A 26,819-nucleotide genomic window follows, 5' to 3' on the forward strand; every position below is an offset into this window, starting at 1 on the left:
ACGCGCTCGTAGCTCAACTGGATAGAGTACCTGGCTACGAACCAGGCGGTTGGAGGTTCGAGTCCTCCCGAGCGCGCCATTATTCAGAGATGCCCAACAGAGATGTTGGGCATTTTTGTATCTGGCTTATACCTTTCTTACAATGCCTTACCTATGAGTTTGTGGGCTAGAGTTATTATTTCGCTGATGAGCGTTATCTGTAGCGGTAGATGTTCTATCACCCTGAACAAATGTGCGTTTGCCCGCGGTTTTATCACTTGCTTGAAAGTTAACCATTTGCTTTTGATCCGCGTCATTCGTTTGAATGGCGAATGAGGCTAGCGTGGGTGCGAGAAATAGTGTCAAATGTGTCAGATAGCTTTTGCATAGAAAATTACAGTTTTGTGTGACTATTGCCCTGAAAACGGTATTTATGCGTGTAAAAGTGACTATCTATGCACATCTTGTTTGATTTTTACAATATGTCATGGTACTTCTAGGCAATATCGTCAGGAAACTGAAAATTAATTACAGGATGAGTTCTGATGACTAGTATCAGCGAACTGTTACTGGAAGCAGCAGGTATCATGGCTGTTGGCATGATATTCGTATTTTTGTTCTTAAGCTTACTCGTGGTTGGCGTGAAGTTACTTGCGCGATTTGCCGGTGGGCCTGAACCTTTGACTGCGAATGCGACGCCGCCCCCCCAAACTACTGGGGTAAGCCCCGACGTTGTCGCGGCGATCTCTGCTGCCGTGCACAAATACCGGAATACGACCAAGGACTAACAAGGAGCGATCCTGTATGAAAAAGCCACTAGCCATCACTGATGTGGTGCTTCGTGACGCCCACCAATCATTGCTTGCAACCCGTTTGCGTATTGAAGATATGCTGCCTATTGCTGAGAAGCTGGATAAGGTTGGGTATTGGTCAATAGAATCATGGGGCGGGGCTACTTTTGATGCCTGTATTCGTTTCCTTGGTGAAGATCCTTGGGAGCGCCTTCGTCTGTTGAAAAAGGCGATGCCAAACACTCGCCAGCAGATGCTATTACGCGGGCAAAACCTATTGGGTTATCGTCATTACGCCGATGACGTGGTAGAGAAGTTTGTTGAGCGAGCTCATGCCAATGGTATGGATGTATTCCGTATCTTTGATGCGATGAACGATGTTCGTAACTTCCAAACGGCAGTGAAAGCGGCGGTGAAGGTCGGCGCACATGCTCAAGGTACCATCTCTTACACGACTAGCCCTGTGCATACGTTAGATACTTGGCTTGATATGGGTAAGCGCCTTCAGGACCTAGGGTGTCATTCAATCTGTATTAAGGATATGGCGGGGTTATTGAAGCCTTACGAGGCTGAAGAACTGATTGGCCGCTTGAAAGAAGAATTAGAACTGCCACTGGCGTTGCATTGCCATGCGACTACAGGACTGAGTGTCGCCACCCATATGAAGGCGATTGATGCTGGTATCGATATTCTCGATACGGCGATCTCTTCTATGAGTATGACTTATGGCCACAGCCCCACGGAAACCATTGTCTCCATTGTCGAAGGCACAGAGCGTGATACCGGCATCGATATTACAGGGCTGGAAGATATCGCCAGCTACTTCCGTGATGTAAGGAAGAAGTATGCCAAATTCGAAGGCAGCCTGAAGGGGATTGATGCACGTATTCTTACAGCGCAAGTGCCTGGTGGCATGCTGACGAATATGGAAGGCCAGCTGAAAGAGCAGGGTGCTGCAGACAAGTTGGATGAAGTATTGAAAGAGATCCCACGTGTACGTGAAGATCTTGGCTTTATTCCATTGGTTACTCCAACTTCTCAGATTGTTGGCACGCAAGCAGTACTAAATGTACTGACGGGTGAGCGCTACAAGTCGATCGCTAAAGAAACCGCAGGTGTGCTTAAGGGAGAATATGGTGCGTCCCCAGCAGCGGTTAATGCAGACCTGCAAGCTCGCGTACTTGAAGGTGGCGAAGCCATTACTTGTCGTCCAGCGGATTTGATCGATGCTGAGATGGATAAGCTTTGCGTTGAACTTGATGATGTTGCTCAGAAAGAAGCGATCTCTTTGGCAACAGACAAGATTGATGATGTGCTGACCTATGCACTGTTTCCTCAGATCGGTCTTAAGTTCCTTAAAAATCGTGGCAACCCAGATGCATTTGAACCGGCACCTGGTACCGAGCCAGAGCCTGCGCCTGTTGTTGCAGCCGCTAGTGGCCAGGCAGAAGCATACAGTGTTCGTGTAGATGGCAAGGTTTATCAGGTAGAAGTTGCGCCTGACGGTGCATTGACCAGTGTTGCGCCTGCAGCAGGTGGCGCACCTGCTGCTGCCCCTGCGCCAGCAAGCAGTACTTTTTCTTTGCCCGCGCCATTGGCAGGTAACATTTTCAAAGTGAATGTTAGTGTTGGGCAGCAGGTCAACGAAGGCGATGTCGTGATTATTTTGGAAGCGATGAAGATGGAAACAGAAGTCAGAGCTTCACAAAGCGGCACTGTGACCGTGCTGAACGTTAAAGAGGGCGACTCTGTTGCCGTTGGTGATGCGCTACTTGGTCTGGGTTAATAGGGACACTGAATGGAAGGTTTAACTATCCTATGGCGAGACACCGGTCTCGCCAATTTTACGCCGGGCCAAATAGTGATGCTGTTGGTTGGCTGTCTGTTGTTGTATCTGGCGATCGTTCGTAAGTTTGAGCCCTTGCTGCTCGTGCCTATTGGCTTCGGTTGTGTGCTAGCCAATATTCCGATGGCTGGCTTTACTGAGCCCGGTGGACTGCTTTATTACATCTTTGAAGTGGGTGTGAAAACGGGCATCTTTCCACTGCTTATTTTTATGGGCGTAGGTGCGTTAACCGATTTCGGCTCTTTGATTGCTAACCCTAAGACCTTGTTCCTAGGGGCTGCTGCGCAGTTTGGTATTTTTGCCACCTTGTTTGGGGCGATTGCTCTCAATATGGTGCCAGGATTTGAATTTTCGCTGGCGGATGCTGCAGCTATTTCGATTATTGGTGGAGCGGATGGTCCAACGGCTATTTTTGTTGCCAGCCGGTTAGCGCCTGATCTACTTGGCGCCATTGCTGTTGCTGCATACTCCTATATGGCGTTGGTACCCATTATTCAGCCGCCAATTATGAAAGCCCTGACGACGGAAGATGAACGTAATGTGGCGATGGAGCAGTTGCGTCCGGTTAGCCGCAAAGAGAAAATCTTCTTCCCACTGATCGTGTTGTTGATGGCCATCCTATTTTTGCCAGCGGCGACTCCACTTGTGGGTATGTTCTGTCTCGGTAATCTGATGCGCGAGTCTGGTGTGGTAGAGCGTCTATCTAAGGCCGCACAGAATGAGATCATTAATATCGTTACGATCTTGCTGGGATTAGCCGTGGGCTCGAAATTGTCGGCGGATAAGTTCCTGACTGTGGAAACTCTGGGTATTTTGGCGCTGGGTGCGGTGGCGTTTTCTATTGGTACGGCTTCAGGCGTGTTGATGGGTAAATTGATGCACCGTTTATCCGGGGGCAAGGTCAACCCATTGATCGGCGCTGCTGGTGTATCTGCAGTCCCTATGGCCGCTCGTGTGGTGAATAAAGTTGGTTTACAAGCTAATCCCCATAACTTCTTGCTGATGCATGCCATGGGGCCAAATGTGGCTGGTGTACTTGGTTCAGCTGTTGCGGCTGGTGTTTTACTTGCGCTAGTTCAATAAGCGCTAGCTTCACCAGGTGGCTATGAGCCGCAGTTAAAAAAGCGAGCCTTTAGGCTCGCTTTTTTATGGTTTGGTCAGCCAAAGCATCAGGGTGAGGAACAGAAAGAGAATTGTCGAGCCTGTAGCAATATAGATAAACCCTTTCTTGCCCGCCTTAAGGGGAAGGTCATTGGCGCGTAAAAAAACAATCCATAGCAGGCATAGTATTATCGGGATTAAGAATAAACGAGCCATCCATTTTCCTCCTGTCGCTTAATTAGCTTCATTAGTTGCCGATTGTTCGTTAATCGTCGTAGTGGGCTCATTGGTAACCAGCAAACCTTCACGATAACCAATCACTCTAGCCACCATCATATCGCCAGTGACATTGGTTGCCGTACGCATCATATCAATGATGCGGTCAATTGCGGCGACAAAGGCGATCCCTTCTAATGGCAGACCGACGGCATTTAGGGTGACGGTAAGCATCACCATCGCGGTGCCGGGAACGCCGGCGGTGCCGATGGAAGCGAGTGTGGCTGTTGCCATGATGATGCCGTAGTCGATCCAGCCTAATGGTATACCGTAAATTTGAGCGATAAATATCGCTGCAATAGCAGGGTAAATACCACCACAGCCATCCATGTTGATAGTGGCTCCCATGGGCAGCACAAAACTGGCATATTGGCGGGACACACCTAATCCTTCAGTCACACAGCGAGTACTGACAGGGAGTGTGCCGTAACTGCTGGCGCTGGCGTAGGCAACCAGTTGGGCAGGAAAGACCGCCTTGAAGAATTGGCGGATCGAAATCCCGCCAAACAGTTGTACTGCAGTGCCGTAAACCAGCACGATATGAATCAAGCAGGCGATATAGATGGCAACAACGAATTTCGCCAGCGGTAATAGTGAGTCTAGGCCGAAGCTGCCAAGCATCCAGGCGATAAGGCCAAATACGCCATAGGGGGTTAAGGCCAACACCATTCGGGTGATCTGGTACATCACTTCTGCACCACTATGTAAAAAGCGCTTCACGGGTTCAGCTTTGTCACCCACTTGATTGATGGCCACTCCAACCAATACTGCAAAGAGCAGTACTTGCAGGATATTGCCTTCGGCCATGGCCGCGATAGGGTTCCGTGGCACAACATCCACTAGTACCTGCGCAAATGGAGGAATATCCCGTTCTCGCACACTGCTCGCTGTTAGCGATAGCTCGGCACTGAAGTTCATCATACTGCCAATGAGTAGGCCAAGTGCGCTGGCGATCACTGCGGTTAACAAGAATAAGCCAACGGTTTTAATGCCTATTCGTCCGAGGCGGTTATCGTCACCTAGGGAGGTAACCGCCATGACCAGAGAGCAAAAGACTAACGGTACAACCAGCATGCGAATGGCGTTGATAAATAGATCGCCGAGGGGTTTAAGCTGTACCGCAAACTCTGGTAGCAGTAAGCCAACGGTCGCACCCAGCACAAACCCTGCGAGTACCTTTTGCCAAAAGGGAATAGAACGGTAGACAGCGAGCGCAGGACTGGACATAGTGATCTCAAGTGAATTCAGTAGATAACTGGTTTATTCTAACCTGTTATTGAAATTGAACCTAAGCCCTAAGGCACTGCTCTTCCCTGAAGAGAAAAAGGAAGCTAATGGAAGTCGATACCCATCAAGTTCAAATCAGTAATTTTGGTGAACCGGAACGCTTAACGCTTACCGAGATCTCACTGCAGACTCAAGCACCCGTTGTCAGGGTGGCGTTTGCTGGTGTTAATCCCATTGATACCAAAACACGTGCAGGTATAGGCTGGGCGGCGAAGGAAAACGCCGACAAGTTGCCTTGGTGCCCTGGTTATGATGTGGCCGGTGAGTTACTGACAGCTGATGGCAAAGGCTCTGGTCAGCATGTTTGTGGACTGATCGGCTTTCCTTTTATGGGCGGGGCCTATGCTGAACATGTTTCAGCACCTCAAGATGAGTGGGTTGCTCTGCCCGACAATGTCGATTTGCGTCAGGCAGCCGCCTTGCCATTAGCAGGGCTAACTGCGAGTCAGGCACTGTCTCGATTTGGTGATCTTCGTGACGCGGAAGAGGTCGTTGTGCTAGGCGCTGCTGGTGGTGTCGGGCATTTAGTGGTGCAGTTAGCCAAACAGCAGGGCGCCAAGGTGACCGCTATCTCTCGTGTGCAAAACCATGAGTGGTTACTTGCGCTAGGGGCCGACTGTTGTGTCGATTATGGCCAGCCTGGCTGGCAGGCGCTAGTAGCAGAACATGCCTCTCTCGTTATCGACTGTGTGGGTGGTGAGGTTGGTTTATCACTTGTTAAGCAGCTGCTTTGCGGTACAGATGTCGTGACGCTACCTACGGTCACTGCAGATGCAATTATTGAGGCTGGTGATGCGGCAGGTTGTCACGTCACAGGTATGTTGATCCAGCCGGATCCAGCCCGTTTGAAACAACTGGTTACCTTGTTGGCTGATGGTGTCATTAAGGTGGCCGTTGCAGCGACTTTCCCTTTGGCCGACGCCAACCTTGCCCACCGTCAGGTTGAAACAGGCCATACACGAGGGAAAGTGATACTGGACTGCCGAGCCCCTGCAACACCAGAATGATTGAGCTCTGGGGGCTATTTATCGCCAGCTTTGCTGCGGCTACTCTGCTTCCTGGCGGCTCTGAGGTGATTTTGGTCGGACTGTACTTAAAGGGGAATGAGCCTGCCGTCAGTCTGTGGCTGGTGGCTACGTTGGGCAATACTTTAGGGGCGGTGGTCACGGTGTGGATGGGGCGAGTGGTAGCAAGGTCGCGACCGCCGAAGCCCAAACACGCATGGCAGTTAAGATGGCACCTCAGGCTACAAAAGCATGGCAGCCCTATATTGCTGATGAGTTGGTTACCTCTGGTGGGGGATGGTCTGTGCTTGTTGGCGGGCTGGCTCAGACTTAATTGGCGTGGTGTCTTGTTGTTTATCACGCTCGGTAAAGCGCTACGTTATTTGCTGGTTTTGCTCTTGGCGACACCATGGGGGTGAACTCTCAGCGCACTTTTGTAGCGTTTGCTGCTCTGTACCCTGACTGGCGCGTATAAATTGTTAATAGTTTTGTCAGCCCTTGCGGTCACGCGCTCGTTACGGATAATGACAGCAACTTGTTTTGTCAGGACCTTTCCATGTTTCGACCTAGTCGCGTGACTCTGTTTACATCCCTGTTTCTCTCGTTGTTGGTTTTGGCCGCTTGCAGCCAGCAGCCAAAAGATCGCGTGGTATTGCCAGAAGGTATTCATTTTGTCGAAGCGGTGAGTGCTACCGTCGATAACAATGGCGATCCTGTATTACCGTACGAGAAGTACCAGTTGGAGAACGGGTTAACGCTGTTGTTGCATCAGGACCACTCGGATCCAATTACTCATGTTGATGTCACCTACCATGTCGGTTCGGCACGTGAGCAGCTAGGTAAGTCAGGCTTTGCTCATTTCTTTGAGCATATGATGTTCCAAGGTTCCAAGCATGTTGCTGACGAACAGCATTTTCGGATTATTTCGGAAGCGGGGGGAACCCTGAATGGCACGACCAACAGTGATCGCACTAACTACTACCAAACTGTGCCAGCCAATCAATTGGAGAAGGTGCTTTGGTTAGAATCCGATCGTATGGGTTTTTTGTTAGAGGCCGTGACCCAGGAGAAATTTGAAGTACAACGAGCGACGGTGAAAAACGAGCGTGCTCAGCGCTACGACAATGCGCCTTATGGCTTGTTATACGAACGCGTGAGCCAGGCACTATATCCGGAAAATCACCCTTACTCCTGGCCAACCATTGGCTATGTAGAAGATCTGGATCGGGTGAATGTTAACGACTTAAAGGCATTTTTCCTGCGCTGGTATGGACCCAACAATGCCACCTTAACGATTGGCGGTGATATAGATGTGGAACAGACGCTGGCGTGGGTGGCCAAGTACTTTGGTCCTATTGCCGCTGGCCCCGATGTCGATGGTGATGCTAAGACACTAGTGACGTTACCTGATACTCGCTATATCAGTATGGAAGATAGGGTACATCTACCGCTGCTATATATCTCCTTCCCTACTGTTTATGGGCGTCATGAAGATGAAGCCGCGCTGGATCTGCTTGCTGATGTGTTGGGTGGTGGCAAACAGTCACTGTTTTATCAGCACTTAGTGAAAGCCGGTTATGCCGTGCAGGCCGGTGTGAGTCACCCTTGTCAGGAGCTGGCGTGTAGTTTCAATCTCTACGCCTTGGCTAATCCAGAAAAAATGCCCTCTTTAGCTGATATGGAGAAGGCGTTGCGAGCTGCGATTGATGACTTTGAGCAGCGTGGCGTCACGCAAGATGATTTGGATAAGGTACAAGCGCAGTTTGAAGCCTCGACAATTTTTGGTTTGCAAAGTGTGTCTGGCAAGGTGTCGACTTTAGCGTTTAACGAGACCTTTGCTGACAGTCCTGATCAGATCGCTGATGATTTAGCCCGTTATCGAGCTGTGACGAAAGCGGATGTGGAGCGGGTCTATCGCACCTACATCAAAGATAAGCCAGCTGTTGTAATGAGTATCGTGCCCCAAGGGCAACTGGCGCTGATAGCGGCGCCAGATAACTTTAAGCCTGCAGCACGCCAAATCCCGCAAGCCGAGGAGATGACAGCGGCGCAGTTAGCTCTGCGTCCGGTGACTGAAACTTTCGATCGTAATAAGGTGCCTGAAGCTGGCCCTTCACCCGTCGTTCATGTACCTGACGCATGGCGAGCTACCTTGGATAACGGTATTCCTGTGATCGGCAGTGAAATAGACGAAACGCCAACGGTGACCTTGTTGCTGAGCATTGAAGGTGGACCGTTACTCGATCCTGAAGGCAAAGCTGGAACTGCAAGTTTAACCGCGGCGATGCTTAACGAAGCGACACAGCAGCGCAGTGGCGAAGCGATGGCGCTGGCATTAGATAAGTTAGGTAGCCGCATTTCAGCGCGCGCCAGTGGCCGTTACACCGAGATCGCGGTGTCTAGTTTGGCGCGTCATTTAGACGAGACTTTACTGCTGCTACAAGAGATCCTATTACAACCAAAGTTTGATGCTGCTGACTTTGAGCGTTTGAAAGCACAGACCTTGCAATCGCTTGTGCAGTCGGCGAAAGATCCTGGGGCTTTAGCTTCTCGGGCACAGTTGCAAGTGCTATATGGCGAGCAGCGGATCGGCTTACCCGATGGCGGCATATTCAGCTCGGTGCAAGGGATCAGTCTGCAAGATGTGCAGCAGTTTTATCTACAGAACTACAGCGCCAAAGCGGCGCAGCTTGTGGTGGTGGGGAGCTTAAGTAAAGCACAGTGGCTACCGAAACTTGATTGGTTAGGACAATGGGCAGGAGAATCCCTCAGCTTTGCCGATTACCAGGATTTTCCGCAGTACGATAAGTCGACTATCTATGTCGTGGATCTGCCTGAAGCGGCGCAATCGGCGATCCGGGTTGTTCGTAGAGCAATGCCTTACGATGCCACGGGGGATTATTTTAAGGCGGGGCTGATGAACTTTCCGTTGGGCGGGGCTTTTAACTCTCGTATCAATATGAACCTGCGGGAAGAGAAGGGCTATACCTATGGTGCCCGTTCCGGATTTAGCGGTGGCAAGACGCTCGGTCGTTTTTCAGTATCTACCTCTGTGCGTGAGGATGTGACAGGGTTGGCGTTAACTGAGATCCTTAACGAACTCGCGATATATAGTGAGCAAGGTATCGACGCGGGGGAGCTGGCGTTTTTACGTCAAGCTGTGTCACAGAGCGAAGCGTTGAGCTATGAAACACCATCGCAGAAGGCGGGCTTCCTGCGTCAGATGTTAAACTATCAGTTGGATCCTAGCTTTGCCCAAACTCAGGGAGAGATTGTGGCTACTATTGATAAGCCTGCGCTGAATGCGTTGGCGGCTAAGTGGCTGCAACCTGATACGATGCAGATCGTTATCGTTGGTGACGCGGCGAAGGTTTTACCTCAGTTGCTATCGTTAGGCTTGCCCATTGAAACCATCACTATGCAGCCTTAAATATGGTTTATCAGTACATTAGCGCAAAGGGTGAGCATAGACGCTTGCCCTTTATCGGTTTATGCTTCGGCGATAACGCCTGATCTGGCAAGGACTTCAAATTGACTGCTCAACTGACTCGCTATATCTCCCTGCTCTCTGCTCAGCCTGAGTTACTCAAGGGTATTCAGCACGGTATTGAAAAAGAGAGCCTGCGAATTTCGCCTGATGGCAAGTTGTCCCAAGAGAGTCATCCGAGTGGACTTGGCTCAGCACTGACCAACTCTCTGGTGACCACTGACTTTGCCGAGTCTTTAGTCGAGTTTATTACTCCAGTAAGTGACAACATTGACGAGACGCTGGGGCAATTGGCAGATCTCCATCGCTTTGCCTATCAGCAGATGGGAAGTGAGCTGCTATGGCCGCTGAGCATGCCATGCTTCGTTGGCGGCGAAGCTGATATTCGCATTGCCGAATATGGTGACTCCAATATCGGCAAGATGAAGACTCTTTATCGTAAAGGGCTACACCATCGTTATGGCAGTGTGATGCAGGTGATTGCCGGTGTGCATTTCAATTTTTCTTTGCCTGCACACTTTTGGCAGCAATGGCATCAATGGCAAGCCGGAGCCGAGTCGTTACAACAAAGTCAGTCTGCTGGCTATTTGGCGATGCTCCGCAACTATCGCCGTCTTGGTTGGCTTGTACCTTACCTGTTTGGTGCTTCTCCGGCACTTTGCGGCTCTTTTTTGCAGCAGAAAAACTCCGCATTACCCTTTGAGAAGATGGGGCAGGGAACGTATTACCTGCCTTATGCTACCTCACTGAGAATGAGCGATCTGGGTTATACCAACCGCGCACAAGCGCGCTTGCAGGTGGATTACAACTCATTGACCGGCTATCTGGCGAGTGTCGACCGGGCGTTACATACGCCAGAACCCCGCTTTGCAAAAATTGGTGTCAAAGTTGATGGTGAGTACCGCCAGCTCAACAGTAATTTATTGCAGATAGAGAACGAGCTGTATGCGCCAATTCGACCGAAGCGTGTCGCAGAGAGCGGTGAGAAGCCGAGTGAAGCCTTGGCGCGTGGAGGCATCGAATATATTGAAGTGCGTGCATTGGATGTCAGTCCTTTCCACCAGACAGGGGTCAGTGCAGATGAGATCCGCTTTCTTGATGTGATGCTGGTCTATTGTTTGTTGCAGGAAAGCCCTGTGCTGGATTGCGATGGCTTGAGCGAAGCCACCCGCAATATTACGACCACTGTGCTATATGGTCGGGATCCTAATGCACAAGTTGAGGTTTCTGGTCAGCTCGTTGGACTTAAGGTCAGAGCAATGCAGTTGTTGTCAGAAATGCGTGCGGTTGCTGAAGTGATGGATAAGGCTGCCGGTGGTTATGACTATCAGGCAGCATTGGCAAAGCAGTTGGCCAAAGTTGAAGACCCAGATCTCACTCCTTCCGCACGTCTGCTCAATGAGATGCAGCAGCGGTCCATGGATAATGGCTGTTTAGGTATGCACTACGCAGAGAGTCATAAGGCAGAATTATTGGCACAGCAGGGAAGTAACTTCTACAGCGACGATGCGCTGCAGAAGGTGGCGCAGCTGAGTGTCGAGGCACAAAAAGAGATCGAATCTGAGTCTAGTGTCGATTTTGAACAGTTCTTGGCAGACTATTTTGCCTGAGCCTAAATAGCTAACCAGCTGCTATCACTCCACCATGATGGGGGCGAAAAGCTCCCAAAACATCATGATGCTCAACAGCAGTAACACCATTGGGGTGATCCTTTGCCCCACTAGCTTTCCTCCATTCAACACCCCCATGCTACGATTTAGCCAAACGGTGGCAGCCGCATAAAGCAGCATCACGGTGATCTCTATACTGCTGAAAATCAGCATCAGCGTTAGAGTTTGTGACCAGAGCGCATGTTCGGAGTCGATGAATTGTGGAAACAGTGCGGCGAAGAACAGGATCCCCTTTGGGTTAGCTAAGGCTGAGAACAGCCCCCGCATGTAGAGCTGCCGTTTGGTCGCGTGGTTGATAGCCGTTGCTGTCGGGGTTTGCTTTTCATCAGTAGTGCGAGAGAGCTGCCAAGCTAACCAGAGCAGGTAAAGTGCTCCTACTCCCTGCAGTCCGCTCAATAGTACGGGATTTAGCTGCAGTAACGCTGCTATGCCTGTCATAGCCAGCACCGCTTTGATTGCCCCAGACGTTACACTACCTAAGGTTAACCAGATGGCACCGTTGAATCTAAACTGCAGTGCAGTTGATATGGTGAGCAAGATCAGTGGACCGGGAACGATAATTAATCCCAGCGATACAGCACTGAATAACAGAAGCGAGTGCGTTGTCATTGGCGGAATGCTAGACGTATCTGAGGCAAAAAAAAAGAGCTATCTAATGTGATAGCTCCAAACCCAGGGATAGTTCTTGAACAAGCAATCGCCGTTCATAGATTGAGAGTGGATAAATACGCGCAAGTTCCTTAAATTTGGTAAAAATTTTGCGGTTGCTCTGTCGAATGACAACACCGTCTTGGTTACACTGGTGGTAACCATCCCTGCAGAAATGGATCCGATGCGAATTTTCTTAGCCTTACTTACGCTGTTGTTGGTGTCTGGCTGTGCGACTTCACCGCCATCCAACCCTGAAAACCTGTGTGAAATATTTCGTGAAAAACGTGATTGGTACGACGCCGCTACGGATATGAATGATAAGTGGGGCGTGCCGATCCAAGTACCTATGGCGATGATGTATCAGGAAAGCTCATTTCGTCATGATGCAGCCCCACCGCGGAAATATCTGCTTGGTTTCATTCCATGGGGACGGGTGAGCAGTGCCTACGGCTACTCGCAAGCGAAAACGCCGACTTGGAGTGATTACATCAGAGAAACGGGTAGTTCTGGTGCTGATCGTGAGGACTTTTATGATGCCATCGATTTTATGGGCTGGTTTATTACCAAAACTCATAAGATCAACGGCATATCAAAATGGGATGCTTATGGACAGTACCTCAATTACCACGAGGGTTGGGGGGGCTATAAACGCGGTACTTACAAAAGCAAGAAGTGGTTGATGACCACGTCACGAAAAGTGGCCAACAGGGCTTCTAAATACTCTTCGCAATATAAGAGTTGTAAGGATGAGCTTGATAGTAGCTGGTTGTACCGATTGTTCTTTGGCTAGGAGTAGATCCATGAAAGTACTCAGGTTCGCCTGTTTTTTGGGCGCTGTGCTGTTGCTATCGGGCTGTTTGGGGATCCCTGAGGGGGTTGTGCCTGTGCAAGGGGTGGATACCGATCGTTACCTTGGCAAATGGTATGAGATAGCCCGCTTAGATCACTCTTTTGAGCGCGGTATGAGTCAGGTGTCTGCAGAGTACTCGTTGCGCGATGACGGTGGCATTCGTGTTATTAACCGCGGTTTTAAAGCCGCTGATGATGAATGGCGTGAAGCCGAGGGCAGGGCGTATTTTGTTGCTCAGCCCGATGAGGGCTATCTAAAAGTCAGTTTTTTTGGCCCTTTTTACGGTTCCTATGTCATTTTTGAGCTGGACAAAGCTGATTATCAATATGCTTTTGTTGCTGGCAATAGTCGGGAATATCTTTGGTTGTTGGCTCGTACCCCAGAGATCAGTGATGAGCTGAAAGCGGAATTTGTTCATCAGGCCACGGAGTTAGGTTTTGCTGCCGATGAGTTGATATGGGTGACTCAATCAGCTTCAGACCGTGCTGAATGAGCGACCGTTAGCTTGAAGTAAAAAGCCTGATGTGATGCATCAGGCTTTTTTATTGGCGTCGATTTGCTGGGTTTATTGTACTGGCGGTGAATAAAGGCTTGGCATCACGCGAGCGGACTTCACCATGTTGTCTTTAACCTCAAGGATTTCGATGGGGTAGCCCGCCAATCTTAGGCTGATACCCTCGTTCGGGATCTCTTCCATATATTCCAGGATCAAGCCGTTAAGGGTTTTAGGGCCGTCCGTTGGAAAGTGCCAACCCATCTCTTTATTTACTTCCCTGATATTGGCGCCACCTTCAACCACATAAGAACCATCTTGTTGTGGATGAACCTCTTCGCTTGGTGAGGGGGCGTCGGTGGTGGTGAAATCACCAACGATCTCTTCCAGAATATCTTCTAACGTGACCAGCCCTTGAATATCGCCATATTCATCGACCACCAGACCAATACGTTCGCGATTGCGTTGGAACTTCAGTAGCTGAACATTGAGCGGTGTGGCTTCAGGAATGAAGTACAGTTCTCTTGCTGCTCGTGCCAGCGTTGACTTGTTGAACTGATTTCTCGATAGCAGGCGCAGTGCGTCACGAGCGTGTACGAAGCCAACGGCATCATCAATGCTGTCGCGGTAAAGCAGCAACATGGTGTGCTGGCCTTGGGTCAGCTGTTTGACGATTTTTTTCCAATCATCATTGATGTCGATGCCAATGATTTCGCTCCGTGGCACCATGATGTCTTCAACCGTGACTTTCTCCAGATCCAAAATAGATAGCAGCATATTTTGGTGGCGCCGAGGGATCATCGTGCCTGCTTCATGGACCACGGTCCTTAATTCGTCTGAGCTAAGGTGGGCACTGGCGCGCTTAGTTGGGTTTATTCGGAACACGGCGAGCATGGCGTTACTGACAACATTTACCAGCCAGACTGCCGGATACATTAGCTTGAGCAGGACTTTAAGTAGCAGAGAAGCGGGGAAAGCAATTTTCTCTGGATACATGGCGGCTAAGGTTTTTGGCGTGACCTCCGCAAAAAGCAGTATGATCAGCGTTAATACACCAGTGGCAATCGCAATACCAGCATCACCGTATAAACGCATACCTATGATGGTGGCGATCGCCGACGCCATGATATTAACCAGGTTGTTACCGATCAGAATAACGCCGATCAGTCGGTCGGGTCGGTCGAGCAGCTTATGTACTCGTCTCGCCGCGCTATGATTCTTTTTGACTAGATGCCTTAACCTATAGGGGTTAATCGACATCATTCCGGTTTCGCTACTGGAGAAAAACGCGGAGATAAGTATGAGTATGCCCAGTGTTATAAACAGGGAACTCGTCGAAATCTCGTCCAACGAGGGATTCCTTTATTACCAATTAAGTCGCTATCTTATCCGAAAAAACAAAGAATAGTGGTAAATTTTACGTCAATACCACTTCTCGCATCAGGCGACTGCCAAAATACCCCAGTGTGAGCAAGGTTGCGCCAGTGACTGTGGCGATGATAAGCCACCTTCCACGCACGCCCTGGTGGTAATGCTGCCACAACACTGAGACGTAAATCGCTAGCGCAATTGCACTCAGTATCGCTTTGTGCGCTTTGCCACTACCGAGAAAATTGTCGAGGAAAAACAAACCGGTTGCCAGTGCGGCAGAAAGCAAAATAGTGCCGGCAAGGATCAGATTAAAGATTTGTGTTTCAACGACCATCAAGGGTGGCATCACAGGATTTAAGGCGAATCGTTTTTTCTCCTTCAGCTGACGGTTGATGACCGACAACAAGATAGCCAGCAGCGCCGCAATAGTGAGTATTGAGTAAGCGAGCAAGGAGAGCGATATGTGTATCAGCACGCTGGGATGGGTTTCGATATGAGCCAGGTAGGTATGCGTACTGAATATATCCGCCAAATTGATCAGTGCTGCGAATGCGTAAGTGAAAGGCAGCAGTATCTGTACCGGTTTCTTTATATAGAGCAGGGTGATGAGTAGCGTGATGACCCAAGAAGCAAGAGATGCAATGTTCATTATGCTTAGGTTTTGTCCACTATCCTGGGAATGGATACTCAGAAATAGTGTGACCAGATGCAGCATCAGTGTAATCGCTGCAATGAGCAGCAACCCGCTACGGTGAGGAAGTCGTCCTTGCATCATGCGCACGCCTAACCAGCCCGCTAGTGTCAGGTAGAGGATGATGGCGGCAACGGCAAAAAAGCTGGATGAGAACAGCATAGTTGGTTTCGAAGTCCTTAAATAAGGCGAAGTCTAATTAAAAAGCTGTCGTACTAATTGTATTTAAAGTAGCGTCATCTTATTGATCTTGCGCTTCTTAAACGCTGAGTATACCGCGAGAATTCACCCTGCCAACACTTAGACATCTACCCAGCAGCGCTGGTTTAGTTATAATGCGCAACTCGTCACCAAAACCGGGCTCGAAAAAGATGTTTGAAAACCTTAGCGATCGTTTGTCCAAGACACTGAAAAATATCAGCGGTCGTGGTCGTCTTACCGAAGACAATATCAAAGATACGCTACGTGAAGTACGTATGGCATTGCTGGAGGCCGATGTTGCCTTACCTGTGGTACGTGACTTTATCGGCAAGGTTAAATCTCGTGCGGTCGGCACTGAGGTGACTAAAAGCCTGAGTCCTGGTCAGGTATTTATTAAAATCGTCCGCAGTGAGTTAGAAGCGGCGATGGGTGAGCGCAATGAAGCGCTAGCGCTCAATGCACAACCACCCGCGGTTGTGATGATGGCTGGCCTGCAAGGTGCGGGTAAAACCACCAGTGTCGGTAAACTGGCCAAGTTCTTAAAAGAGAAAGAGAAAAAGAAAGTGATGGTGGTAAGCGCGGATGTTTACCGCCCTGCTGCGATCAAACAGCTTGAAACCCTTGCCAATGATATTGGGGTCGAATTCTTTCCCAGTAGTGCAGATGAAAAGCCGGTAGCGATTGTCTCTGGTGCGATAGAACAAGCACGTAAGCAGTTCTTCGATGTGTTGCTGGTGGATACGGCCGGTCGCCTTCATGTTGATGATGAGATGATGGTGGAGATCAAGGCGCTGCATGCTGCAGTGGATCCAGTCGAAACCCTGTTTGTGGTTGATGCAATGACAGGGCAAGACGCAGCCAACACCGCTAAAGCGTTTGACCAGGCGCTACCGTTAACCGGTGTGATCCTGACCAAGACCGATGGTGATGCCCGCGGTGGTGCGGCACTCTCTATTCGTCATATCACAGGTAAACCGATTAAATTCCTTGGTGTTGGTGAAAAAACTGACGCTTTAGAGCCTTTCCACCCAGATCGTTTGGCTGGGCGGATCCTTGGTATGGGTGACGTATTGTCACTGATCGAGGATATTGAACAGAACGTTGATCGGGAAAAAGCAGCCAAGCTGGCGAAGAAAGTGCAGAAGGGACAAGGATTCAACCTTGAAGACTTCCGCGAGCAACTGCAACAGATGAAGAATATGGGTGGCATGATGGGCATGCTGGATAAGCTGCCTGGTATGAGTAATCTGCCTGATGCTGTTAAAGGGCAGATGGACGATAAGATGACCGTCCGTATGGAAGCGATTATTAATTCGATGACGCCGGGTGAGCGTGAGCGTCCTGAGATTATCAAGGGCTCTCGTAAACGTCGTATTGCGGCAGGCTCTGGTACGCAGATCCAAGACGTAAACCGTCTGTTGAAGCAGTTTACCCAGATGCAAAAGATGATGAAGAAGATGAAGGGCGGTGGCATGGCTAAAATGATGCGCGGTATGGGCGGCATGATGCCACCGGGCATGAAGATGCCACGACGCTAAGCACCATCACTTCAAATCCTTAACAAGGGAGCCCACGTGGCTCCCTTTTGCTTTCTTTCATTGACCCTCATTTGATCATCCTCCCTACTCAACTACGCCAAGCTTTCTGACTATCTTCGCTGCTACTTATATAGCGCCGCAGTTGAACGTTTTTTATCCGTCGTTTTGGTTGCAATTCTATGGATTGTGCGTAGAATTAGCGCGCTTCTAGCCCGCCCCATGCTTTTTTGGGGTGCCTGGAACCGCCAAATTGGGTAAAGAGGAACGTATGGTAACCATTCGTTTACAACGTGGTGGCGCTAAAAAGCGTCCATTTTATCAGGTTGTCGTAGCCGACAGCCGTTGCGCACGTGACGGCCGTTTCATCGAGAAAGTTGGTTTCTTCAATCCTGTTGCACGCGGCCAAGCCGAGCGTCTTCGCTTGGACCTGGAGCGTGTTAAACACTGGCAAGATAAGGGTGCGTCCCTGTCTGACCGTGTAGCACAGTTGGTTAAAGACGCTGCGAAAGCGGCTGCTTAATTAACCATTAAGAAGGAGTGGGCAGTGTCAGAGCCACTTGAAAATGTGATTCTGGGCCGCCTCGGTGCACCTTATGGTGTCAAAGGCTGGTTGAAGATTCACTCCTTTACAGACAACGCTGAAGATATCTTTGCGTTATCCCCTTGGATTTTGGGAGACCAAAAATCAGGGAAACAACTGACAGTCAGCAAGTGGCGTAGCCACAATAATGGTTTGATTGTTAAGTTCGAAGAGGTTGAAGACCGAACACAGGCTGAGGCTTTGGTGGGCCTGGAAATTTCCGTGCTGCCAGAGCAACTGCCTGATCTGCCAGAAGATGAGTTCTATTGGCGGGATTTGATCGGAATGCAGGTAGTGACAGACAAAGGGTATGACCTGGGTGTTGTTACTGGACTGATGGAAACCGGTTCAAATGACGTGCTTCAAGTGAAAGCGAACAGCAAAGATGCCTTCGGTAAAAGAGAGCGGTTAATCCCGTTTCTCGATGGCCAAGTGATTAAAAACGTAGATCTCGTGCAGAAGCGGATCGAAGTGGACTGGGAACCCGGTTTTTAACCGGCAAGGAGAAACCCCCATGTGGTTTGGTGTGGTGACTCTGTTTCCCGATATGTTTACCGCGATTAGTGAGCATGGGGTAACGGGCAAGGCCATCAAAAACAGCTTAATAGAGCTGCAAACGTGGAATCCAAGAGATTTCACCCATGATAAGCATCGCACTGTTGATGACCGCCCTTACGGTGGTGGACCAGGCATGCTGATGATGGTGCAGCCATTACGCGACGCTATTCAAGCAGCTAAGCAGGCTGCCGGTGATGGGGTTAAGGTGATTTACCTTTCTCCCCAAGGACGCAAGCTGGATCAGCAGGGTGTTCAGGAACTGGCAGGATGCGAAAAACTGGTGTTAGTCGCTGGGCGATATGAAGGGATTGATGAGCGCGTTATTCAGTCAGAGGTAGATCAGGAATGGTCTATTGGTGATTACGTACTCAGCGGTGGTGAACTCCCCGCAATGACCTTGATAGATGCTGTGGCAAGACTGATACCGGGGGTGCTGGGGAAAAGTGAATCAGCAGAGCAAGATTCTTTCGTTGATGGAATTTTGGATTGCCCTCACTACACCCGCCCTGAGGTACTTGATGGCGAAACGGTGCCCTCAGTATTATTGAGTGGCAATCACGAATCGATCCGCCGTTGGCGGCTCAAGCAGGCTTTAGGCCGAACTTGGCTGCGACGTCCGGAACTTTTGGACAACCTAGCTCTGACTGACGAGCAAGCTTTGTTGCTTGCCGAGTTTGTTAATGAAAACAACAACAAACAGTAGAGTGATTCAGTTTAACCTAGGATGCGAGATATGAATAAAATTATCCAGCAACTTGAAGAAGAACAGATGAAGCAGGACCTTCCTACTTTTGCCCCTGGCGACACAGTCGTTGTGCAGGTGAAAGTACGTGAAGGTGACCGCGAGCGTCTGCAGGCTTTCGAAGGCATAGTTATTGCCAAGCGTAACCGTGGCCTGCACAGCGCATTTACCGTACGTAAAATCTCTAACGGTGAGGGTGTTGAGCGCGTATTCCAGACCCACAGTAAGCAAGTAGACAGCATTGCTGTCAAACGCCGTGGTGACGTACGTCAAGCTAAACTGTACTACCAGCGTGGTCGTACCGGTAAGGCTGCACGTATTAAAGAAAAGCTTAGCTAATTCGTTTAACACCTGGTTCCCAATGGCTAGAAGCAGCAGCCCGCACTTGTGCGGGCTGTTTTGTTTTCGGTAAACTGATCGCGTCTTATCTGTTTGTTGTGAACATGCACGACATCACTGCATAAAAATTCAATTATTAATCAATAAAAATGCAATTTTATGCATTTTATGCCTATACATTCCTCGCAATCCGTTTAATAATCGGGACTCATTTATGGGCCTGATATTAGATATGTGCCCTGATTTTTAGCTGTGCTGCGATAACTTTATCGAACAGACAGGGTGCATGTAGGAGTTTTTGTAAAATGCATAACGATACGGTTAACGACGTACACGTCAGCGCCCAAGAGGTACTGATCACCCCGAAACAACTGAAGCAGGCGATCCCAGCCAGTGATGAAGTTCTGCAGTCTGTAGCTGATGCTCGTAACGTCATCTCGAACATTATTCATCGTAAAGATCCACGCTTGTTGGTTGTGACCGGCCCTTGCTCTATCCATGATGTGGAAGCGGCAAAAGAGTACGCACTTAAGTTAAAGAAATTGCATGACGAGTTGAAAGACGAACTGTTCCTGGTTATGCGCGTCTACTTTGAAAAGCCGCGTACCACTGTCGGTTGGAAAGGATTGATTAACGATCCGAATATGGATGGCACTTTTGCTTTAGAAGAAGGATTGCATAAAGCGCGTGAGCTGCTGTTGTGGATCGCTGAACTTGGTCTGCCAATGGCAACCGAGGCGCTGGATCCGATCAGTCCACAGTACCTGTCCGAGTTGTTCAGCTGGGCAGCCATTGGTGCGCGTACCACCGAAAGCCAGACCCACCGTGAAATGGCCAGTGGTTTGTCTATGCCAGTTGGTTTCAAGAATGGTACTGACGGTAACTTGGGCCACAGCGTCAACGCAATGAAGGCGGCGGCATCAGGTCACCGTTTCATGGGTATTAACGGTGACGGTCAGGTCTCTGTGATTCAAACTGAAGGCAATCCAGACGGCCATGTAATTTTACGTGGTGGTAAGCAACCTAACTATGATTCGGTGAATGTAGCGCAGTGTGAGCAGGCAATGACTGACGCTGGATTAAGCCCGAGTTTGGTGGTTGATTGTAGTCATGGCAATTCAAACAAAGATTACAGTGTTCAGCCATTGGTGGCCGAAAACATTATGCATCAAATTTTGGATGGCAACCGTTCAATCATTGGTATCATGTTGGAGAGCCATCTTAATGAGGGTGCTCAGAGTGCCGACCTTCCCCGTGATCAATTGAAGTACGGTGTATCGGTCACTGATGCCTGCATTAACTGGGAAACCACTGAAACCTCTCTGCGCGGCATGGCTGAGCAGCTTTCAAAGCCTTTGAAAGCTCGCGTGCAGGGCTAAGACGGAATAACTGTTAGTGAATGATTCTCCAGAGGCGCTATTGCGCCTGCGTGACAAGATCGATGATGTCGACCAGCAGCTGTTACAGCTGCTGGCTCAGCGCCTAAAACTCGTGGCCGAGGTGGGGGAGGTTAAAAGTGAGCATGGCTTACCTATTTACGTCCCTTCCCGGGAAGCTGCGATGTTGGCTCGCCGTCGCCAGGAAGCAGAGTCATTAGGGGTACCCCCTGATTTGATTGAAGATATCCTGCGTCGTGCGATGAGAGAATCTTATAGCAGTGAAAAAGATACCGGTTTTAAAACCGTCAACCCTGCGGCGGGTCCTATCGTCGTGGTTGGTGGTAAAGGACAACTGGGGCGGTTGTTTGTACAGATGTTCGAGTTGTCTGGTTATGAAGTTCGAGTGTTGGGAAGTCAGGATTGGGCGCAAGCTGATGATATTCTAGCTGGCGCCAGTGTGGTGATGGTGACCGTGCCTATTACCCGCACGGTCGAGATCATTGAGAAGTTCTCAACACTGCCTGCTGATTGTATCTTATGTGATCTCACCAGTACCAAGAGTGACCCATTAAACGCAATGCTTCGTGTACATCAGGGACCCGTGGTTGGGTTGCATCCGATGTTTGGACCCGATATCAGTAGTTTTGCCAAGCAGGTGATTGTGGTTTGTGATGGCCGCGATAGCGAACGTTATCAATGGCTACTGGATCAGTTTGCTTTATGGGGTGCCAAACTCAAATCTGCTACAGCAAAAGATCATGATGAAGCGATGGGACTAGTACAGGCGATGCGCCACTTTTCCAGCTTTGTATATGGGATGCATTTGAAGTCAGAAAATGCTGATATCGAACAGCTACTGGCGTTCAGCTCACCGATATATCGCCTTGAATTGGCGATGGTGGGGCGTTTGTTTGCTCAGGATCCAGCACTTTACGCGGATATCATCCTTTCTTCACCTGATGCACTTGGTATGTTCCGCCGTTATATCGAGCGCTTCAGTGATGCTATCAGTTGCCTAGAAAATAATGATCGCGATGGTTTTATCCGTCAGTTCAGTGAAGTGGCTGATTGGTTTGGCCAATATGCCGAGCAATTTATGGGGGAAAGTCGGCAAATGTTGTTGGTCGCCCATGATCGCCGCCATATTGACTAAGTAACATGTCTGAGCTGATTAGGTTGAACAAGATTGAGATCCGCTATTGTCCTCGCTGCCGCTGGATGATGCGTGCAGCGTGGGTCTCACAAGAGTTGCTAAACACATTTTCGGAAGAACTTGATAGTGTGGCAATTGGCCCCGGCGATGCTGGCCAGTTTGATATCTGGTTGGACGGGGCGCTTATTTGGTGCCGTAAAGAGATGGGTGGTTTTCCCGAGCTGAAGCCACTAAAGCAAAAGATCAGGGACCTGGTTGCTCCAGAACGAGATCTTGGCCATAGCGATCGTAAATAGCCAATAACCGCCAATTTGCCTGAATAGGCTTTTACCTAAGTATTACTCCCCCAAATGCTCTTCGCTTGTTGCTGTGCTTTGATATAAAGCGCCTCTACTTTTGTTCTCGCCCATGGCGTTTTTCGCAGGAATTTCAGTGATGAATTAAGGCTGGGATCTTTGAGAAAACAGTTAATTGGAATTTTTTGCCCCAGCTCTTCCCAGCCGTAATGTTCGATCAGCCAGCTGAGTAATGCTTTCAACGTCACGCCATGAAGCGGATCTTTCTGACTGGCAGCAGAGTCGTTTTGTTCAGTCACGGCGCTGTTTTCCCGTTGTGCTAGTCACTGCTTCAGCCTCAGTTGCTACGTCTGTCTGGGCGTACTTCACTCGGATGCGACTACCATCAACTTCTTGGTTGTTAAGACTTTTCATCGCTATTTTTGCGGGACCGAACTTGGGCATCTCAACAAAACCAAACCCTTTTGATTCTCCAGTTTCTTTGTCCATTACTAACGTACATGACTGGATCTCTCCGAAGGGCTGAAATAACGCCCGCAGTTGAGACTCTGTCGTGCTGCGAGAAAGGTTGCGGATCAATAGTTTCATGGGGGTACCGAACAATTGTTTGAGGTTGGCACTATACAGCTTACGCCCTTGGGAGAACAGGGAACCATCATGGTAGAGCGCGTTTCGCATCCTCCTGCTGCTGCCATCGAGCCAAACAGTTATTGCGTTGATTTTTCTTTAATCAAGATCTCGCGCTCTCGTTGATAATCCTCATAAGATTGATCGGCCTCATCCATACAGTCACGGTATCTGTCTGGATCCTCAATGCGTTGGCATTCACTTTTTTGATTTGCCCTGACGCCATGATAGGCCTGCTTTTGGCTACACCCCGTGCTGACTATGCTCACTATGAGTATCGATATGCCCGCTAACCAGTTCATTATCATCATCCTTGCTTAGTCAAAAAAGGGATGTCTTTATTGTTGCGTAGATTTTAGTCTCGCTGGCTTAGTACGTTAATAGTTTTGTGTTTCAAAATGTACTTATCCAGGGACTAATGACGAGAAAAAGCCGACCCCTTGGTCGGCTTTTGCGCTTCGTTAACTGCGTATGCGTGGATCAGTCGATAGCAGGTTGTAGCCGTATTGCAGCTATGTCGAAACGGTTCACTGGGCCATTGTCGCCGCCGTTCCCCGTAAATGTTTCATTGCTACTCAGGTAGCTCATATTGTAGAAGTCCATTAACTCCAATGAGTAGCTACCTGCCGTTAACGTGGCCGTCAGCGGGGTGGAATAAACCAAAGGCTTAGTGCCTGCAGAAGTTAGTGCATGGGGCATTTGAATCACGCCTTCAGCGACGACGGCACCATCACTGTCTTTCACCTGTAACCATTTAACACCGTTAGTGATACCCAGGTTAATGGCGTTGTAATTGTTGTGGTATTTGAGCTGGATGTCGTAGTCGCCATCATTGGCGATAGCAACATTGCTGACAACCAGGGTGTCAGTCATCGCTCCCCAGTCACCTAGGTAGCTCTCATCGATAATATCATCCGCCGGACTAACGGTTAGATTTGACGTGACATTAGCATTGGCTACAGAGATCTCCTGTGCGGCGTCATAACAAGCAGGCTGGTTATGGTGAGAGCGATTACCCGAATCGGTGTAAACGGCCTCAATGGTATAGCAATAACCTTGGCCTGCTGTCACACCGATGTTGTCAGTGACAATACCGACTGCCACATTTTCTTGGATCAGCATGCCGTTCCGGTACAAATGGTAGGCCAAGTTGCCTTGGTTACTGTCATCGTTAAACTCTACGGCGAGCAGATTGTCGGTGTTGACAAACACACGGCTGATAGTGGGCTCCAGTGGAGCAAATACGGCGGGATCATTTGTACTTAACGGCTCTGCAGTGACAGCGGTTAGGCTACTTTCTGTGTTGGTCAGCGCGCCAAACGTAACCACAATGTCATTGCTTTCACTGAGCTCTGCCCAGCTTAGCTGTTGCGTTGCTGCGTCACCGTTTAAGGTTATCGTGGCAACACTGTAAGAGCCCTCGGTATCGGTTAACGCTGGCAAATTCAGCGTGAGATTGATGGTTTTGCCTTGCAGCACCAAGCCTTGTAACGCAAGAGATGTACTATCGGCGAACATGGTTGCGTGCAAGTTGTTGGTTACAAATGGGTTGATTTCGATGCCAGTGTCTGTGGTGCTAACACCAAACACACCTTCGATGACCATACCGACATAGGCGCCGACAGACCAAAGCTGGCGCGTCGAGTTAATCACCGGTCCTGATAAGCCAGGGTTATCAAAATCAAGCAGGTTGGGTTGTAGTGATAGCCACTCCAAGTTCTCCATATTTGATATGTTGAGTGAGGCCGCACGTATCAGCGTGGTGTAAGCGGCATCCGCCACTTTTGTATTGCCTGTTTGAATAGCAGCCCTTAAGCCGTAGGCGGTTACAAATGGCCAAATAGCACGGTTGTGATACACCGCGATATCAGGTTGTTGTGGGAAGATGACGGGAGCGCCCATGTCGCCGTGAGGGTAGTTAGCGACGACCATTTCTGCCGTCGCCGCATCGGCGATGCCGCTGGTGACTGCCAGCGCCTGGCCTAACCAGTCAAATTTGTGTAATGGTGCAGTGCTCTGATGACCAGCCGTCAGGCTGCTATACAGCCCTGCATCTGCGAGCCAAAAACCATCATTGATGGCGATCTTGAGGGCATCAGCCCAGCCTTGATATTTCGCCGACGCGGTTGCATCACCTTGTTCTTGAGCCAGTTTTGCGGTTAATTGCAGCGCTTTGTAATGCGCGACGTTCGTAGACAGGGCCTTTGCACTACCCAAGCTGGCAATGTCGTTCACGATCCAGCTGGCGTAGGTTTGCTCACGCCAATCTAAGAAGGATTGCTCACCATGGTAAAGTCCGTCATCGCTATCAAATGCAGCGATGCGATCATTTTCAACGGTATTGACCAGCGCTTGGTAAGCTTGCGTTGCAAATGCGGCTCGCTCCGTGGCTGGTAAACCATTAAGCGCTTTCTCTGCACCTAACGCCCAGGTCACCCGATCGGTACTGATCGGCCAACTACCACCTGAACCTGTGTCTTGAACTATCTGTATGCCGCTCGCGTCTCCGGCGGCAGCGGTTGGTTTGGCCGTGCCGGCGCGATAGCCGGATAATTTAAATTGCAGGGAGTTTCTGACACGCTCAGGATCTAACAGTGCTAAACCCAGGTTGGCTGCATAAGAAAGGTCACGGGTCCATACGTAGTGCCACTTTGCGCCGGTCTCAAAGCAATCGCAGGGGATAGGGTCGCCACCGTTATAGCTATCGTCTCGGATTTCGCTCACGCTATTTTCTGCTGTTTCGTGCACGGACAGTGCAAACAATGCGTCAAATGCTAAGTTCCCGGTACGGCTTTTGGGTTTGCCTGCGACCTCTTCATAGAGCACGTAAGGGTCGCCTGGATCGCGTAGGTCTTGGGTCGTTGATTGGGCATAACTACGGAACTCGGCGTCGGCAACTTCAGCGGAAAATGTCACGGTTTCTTGCTGATCGTCGAACGTGGTGAAGCTGAGTTCTTGGCGGACTTCGTGGCCTTCGTGAGGATTGATGATTACGCCATCATCACCATCAGTTTCTGTGATGTGCAGTACCAATGCGGTGGGCTCAGAGGCATCGACATTGAAGCGATAGTAACCGGTTTCTGTGACAAAAAAGCTACTGTTTGGGCCGCCAGGATACATGACATAATCTGTGTCTAATTCCGCGACAACCGATACGTCTGGATCCAACACCCATTCACTGGACCAATCTGCGGAAGCAACTTTGAACTCATGGTTGCCAGGGGTGATCTGCATGGTCATCTGATAATTGTTGTCACCGACATACCGTAACTGGTTGTCTGTGGTCCAACCGTTAAAGCCACCACGTAGATAGATGTCATAATCCAAGGGCGCTACGTCCTGAGAAAAACTGAATGTGGGGTGAAGTAAATCATCACCGACTTCAAGTTTATAATCGTAGATCCCTGATTGTTCCAATACCATGGCCATATTGGCCGCGCCGTCCCCAGTTTGTAGAACGTAACTTTCGCCCGGTACCACTTCTGTCAAATTATCTACATCGGCAGTGAATGTTGTTTCCAACGTCCAGTTAGCATCGGCTACTTTGAACTGAGGAACGCCTGCAACCATCTCTACGTTGTGGAGATAGTAAGCATCCTGTTCAAATGTGAGCATATATTCTTCTTCAGCCCCCCAGCCACTGAATTCCCCTTTGAGGAAAAGATCAACGGCATAAGGGGGAGTAGGCTCAGGATCGATACACGCATCACCTGTGTCATTAATGACTTGCGGAGGATCACAGGTGAGAGTGTCGTCATCGTCGTCAGAGCAGCCTCCTAGGCTAAATCCGCTGGCTAATATGAGCACTGCGGTGGCGAGACGGTGCTTGGATAACACTGTTGGATTCATCGATTCCTTCCTTTTAGTTTGTAGTCGACATCACGTTGAAAGATATAGGGTAGACCAAGG

The 26,819-nt window shown here is 49.6% G+C and carries 26 protein-coding genes and 1 tRNA gene; 18 read left to right on the top strand and 9 right to left on the bottom strand.

Annotated features, from left to right (window positions below):
* Positions 1–2 precede the first annotated feature (2 nt).
* The 4 genes from DU002_RS05300 (at position 3) to DU002_RS05315 (ending at position 3,699) form a co-directional block, all read left to right on the top strand.
* Positions 3–79: transfer RNA gene (locus tag DU002_RS05300), tRNA-Arg, on the top strand.
* A gap of 445 nt (positions 80–524) precedes the next feature.
* Complete coding sequence (locus DU002_RS05305; RefSeq protein WP_114337314.1) at positions 525–767, top strand: oxaloacetate decarboxylase subunit gamma; 243 nt, start codon at positions 525–527, stop codon at positions 765–767.
* A gap of 16 nt (positions 768–783) precedes the next feature.
* Complete coding sequence (oadA, locus tag DU002_RS05310) at positions 784–2,556, top strand: sodium-extruding oxaloacetate decarboxylase subunit alpha (RefSeq protein ID WP_114337315.1); 1,773 nt, start codon at positions 784–786, stop codon at positions 2,554–2,556.
* Positions 2,557–2,568: 12 nt separating this feature from the next.
* A complete protein-coding gene (locus DU002_RS05315; RefSeq protein ID WP_114337316.1) occupies positions 2,569–3,699 on the top strand; it encodes a sodium ion-translocating decarboxylase subunit beta in 1,131 nt (376 codons plus the stop codon).
* A gap of 63 nt (positions 3,700–3,762) precedes the next feature.
* Here DU002_RS05315 and DU002_RS19415 read toward each other — a convergent pair whose 3' ends face one another.
* Both DU002_RS19415 and DU002_RS05320 read right to left on the bottom strand, forming a co-directional pair.
* Positions 3,763–3,933, bottom strand: a complete 171-nt coding sequence (locus tag DU002_RS19415) for a hypothetical protein (RefSeq protein ID WP_165569518.1) — start codon at positions 3,931–3,933, stop codon at positions 3,763–3,765.
* An 18-nt stretch (positions 3,934–3,951) separates the two neighbouring features.
* A complete protein-coding gene (locus tag DU002_RS05320; RefSeq protein ID WP_114337317.1) occupies positions 3,952–5,220 on the bottom strand; it encodes a dicarboxylate/amino acid:cation symporter in 1,269 nt (422 codons plus the stop codon).
* Between the two features lie 107 nt (positions 5,221–5,327).
* Here DU002_RS05320 and DU002_RS05325 point away from each other — a divergent pair, with 107 nt between their 5' ends.
* From DU002_RS05325 to gshA, 4 genes are all read left to right on the top strand, one after another.
* A complete protein-coding gene (locus DU002_RS05325; protein WP_114337318.1) occupies positions 5,328–6,287 on the top strand; it encodes an NADP-dependent oxidoreductase in 960 nt (319 codons plus the stop codon).
* Positions 6,284–6,703 (top strand): YqaA family protein, encoded by a 420-nt coding sequence (locus DU002_RS05330; RefSeq protein WP_114337319.1) that lies wholly within the window; start codon positions 6,284–6,286, stop codon positions 6,701–6,703. The genes DU002_RS05325 and DU002_RS05330 overlap by 4 nt, the downstream gene beginning before the upstream one ends.
* A gap of 137 nt (positions 6,704–6,840) precedes the next feature.
* Positions 6,841–9,714 (top strand): M16 family metallopeptidase, encoded by a 2,874-nt coding sequence (locus DU002_RS05335; RefSeq protein WP_114337320.1) that lies wholly within the window; start codon positions 6,841–6,843, stop codon positions 9,712–9,714.
* A 101-nt stretch (positions 9,715–9,815) separates the two neighbouring features.
* Positions 9,816–11,381, top strand: a complete 1,566-nt coding sequence (gshA, locus tag DU002_RS05340; protein WP_199405166.1) for a glutamate--cysteine ligase — start codon at positions 9,816–9,818, stop codon at positions 11,379–11,381.
* 24 nt (positions 11,382–11,405) lie between these two features.
* Here gshA and DU002_RS05345 read toward each other — a convergent pair whose 3' ends face one another.
* On the bottom strand, positions 11,406–12,050 hold the full coding sequence (locus tag DU002_RS05345; RefSeq protein WP_114337321.1) for a LysE family translocator: 645 nt from the start codon (positions 12,048–12,050) through the stop codon (positions 11,406–11,408).
* Positions 12,051–12,264: 214 nt separating this feature from the next.
* Between DU002_RS05345 and DU002_RS05350 the strand changes: the two genes are divergently transcribed.
* The gene (locus tag DU002_RS05350) at positions 12,265–12,882 is read left to right on the top strand and encodes a transglycosylase SLT domain-containing protein (RefSeq protein ID WP_114337322.1); all 618 of its coding nucleotides are present in this window, start codon (positions 12,265–12,267) and stop codon (positions 12,880–12,882) included.
* 10 nt (positions 12,883–12,892) lie between these two features.
* Positions 12,893–13,435: a lipocalin family protein gene (locus DU002_RS05355; RefSeq protein ID WP_114337323.1), complete on the top strand. Its 543-nt coding sequence runs from the start codon at positions 12,893–12,895 to the stop codon at positions 13,433–13,435.
* Positions 13,436–13,507: 72 nt separating this feature from the next.
* Here DU002_RS05355 and DU002_RS05360 read toward each other — a convergent pair whose 3' ends face one another.
* Both DU002_RS05360 and DU002_RS05365 read right to left on the bottom strand, forming a co-directional pair.
* Complete coding sequence (locus tag DU002_RS05360) at positions 13,508–14,785, bottom strand: HlyC/CorC family transporter (RefSeq protein ID WP_114337324.1); 1,278 nt, start codon at positions 14,783–14,785, stop codon at positions 13,508–13,510.
* A 67-nt stretch (positions 14,786–14,852) separates the two neighbouring features.
* A complete protein-coding gene (locus DU002_RS05365; RefSeq protein WP_114337325.1) occupies positions 14,853–15,659 on the bottom strand; it encodes a cytochrome C assembly family protein in 807 nt (268 codons plus the stop codon).
* Between the two features lie 209 nt (positions 15,660–15,868).
* Between DU002_RS05365 and ffh the strand changes: the two genes are divergently transcribed.
* From ffh to DU002_RS05405, 8 genes are all read left to right on the top strand, one after another.
* The gene (gene ffh / locus DU002_RS05370) at positions 15,869–17,236 is read left to right on the top strand and encodes a signal recognition particle protein (protein ID WP_114337394.1); all 1,368 of its coding nucleotides are present in this window, start codon (positions 15,869–15,871) and stop codon (positions 17,234–17,236) included.
* Between the two features lie 268 nt (positions 17,237–17,504).
* Complete coding sequence (gene rpsP / locus DU002_RS05375) at positions 17,505–17,756, top strand: 30S ribosomal protein S16 (protein WP_114337326.1); 252 nt, start codon at positions 17,505–17,507, stop codon at positions 17,754–17,756.
* A gap of 24 nt (positions 17,757–17,780) precedes the next feature.
* Positions 17,781–18,311, top strand: coding sequence for a ribosome maturation factor RimM (gene rimM / locus DU002_RS05380; protein ID WP_114337327.1), 531 nt, complete (start codon positions 17,781–17,783; stop codon positions 18,309–18,311).
* A gap of 19 nt (positions 18,312–18,330) precedes the next feature.
* The gene (trmD, locus tag DU002_RS05385; RefSeq protein WP_114337328.1) at positions 18,331–19,077 is read left to right on the top strand and encodes a tRNA (guanosine(37)-N1)-methyltransferase TrmD; all 747 of its coding nucleotides are present in this window, start codon (positions 18,331–18,333) and stop codon (positions 19,075–19,077) included.
* 30 nt (positions 19,078–19,107) lie between these two features.
* Positions 19,108–19,455: a 50S ribosomal protein L19 gene (rplS, locus tag DU002_RS05390; protein ID WP_114337329.1), complete on the top strand. Its 348-nt coding sequence runs from the start codon at positions 19,108–19,110 to the stop codon at positions 19,453–19,455.
* Positions 19,456–19,760: 305 nt separating this feature from the next.
* Positions 19,761–20,834: a 3-deoxy-7-phosphoheptulonate synthase gene (locus tag DU002_RS05395; RefSeq protein ID WP_114337330.1), complete on the top strand. Its 1,074-nt coding sequence runs from the start codon at positions 19,761–19,763 to the stop codon at positions 20,832–20,834.
* A gap of 16 nt (positions 20,835–20,850) precedes the next feature.
* On the top strand, positions 20,851–21,987 hold the full coding sequence (gene tyrA / locus DU002_RS05400) for a bifunctional chorismate mutase/prephenate dehydrogenase (RefSeq protein ID WP_199405167.1): 1,137 nt from the start codon (positions 20,851–20,853) through the stop codon (positions 21,985–21,987).
* Between the two features lie 5 nt (positions 21,988–21,992).
* Entirely contained in the window at positions 21,993–22,283 is a 291-nt protein-coding gene (locus tag DU002_RS05405; protein WP_114337331.1) for a SelT/SelW/SelH family protein, read from the top strand.
* A 35-nt stretch (positions 22,284–22,318) separates the two neighbouring features.
* Here the strand turns inward: DU002_RS05405 and DU002_RS05410 are convergent, their stop codons facing one another.
* The 4 genes from DU002_RS05410 to DU002_RS05425 all read right to left on the bottom strand — a co-directional run bounded on the left by DU002_RS05410 (position 22,319) and on the right by DU002_RS05425 (position 26,759).
* A complete protein-coding gene (locus tag DU002_RS05410; protein ID WP_114337332.1) occupies positions 22,319–22,582 on the bottom strand; it encodes a VF530 family protein in 264 nt (87 codons plus the stop codon).
* Positions 22,575–22,961, bottom strand: a complete 387-nt coding sequence (locus tag DU002_RS05415) for an RNA recognition motif domain-containing protein (RefSeq protein WP_325048490.1) — start codon at positions 22,959–22,961, stop codon at positions 22,575–22,577. Before DU002_RS05415 ends, DU002_RS05410 begins: the two co-directional genes overlap by 8 nt.
* 29 nt (positions 22,962–22,990) lie before the next feature.
* Complete coding sequence (locus DU002_RS05420; protein ID WP_114337333.1) at positions 22,991–23,212, bottom strand: hypothetical protein; 222 nt, start codon at positions 23,210–23,212, stop codon at positions 22,991–22,993.
* A 178-nt stretch (positions 23,213–23,390) separates the two neighbouring features.
* Entirely contained in the window at positions 23,391–26,759 is a 3,369-nt protein-coding gene (locus DU002_RS05425; RefSeq protein WP_114337334.1) for an esterase, read from the bottom strand.
* Positions 26,760–26,819: the final 60 nt, after the last annotated feature.

Origin of the sequence: Corallincola holothuriorum (assembly GCF_003336225.1) — a bacterium.
Lineage (GTDB): Bacteria > Pseudomonadota > Gammaproteobacteria > Enterobacterales > Neiellaceae > Corallincola > Corallincola holothuriorum.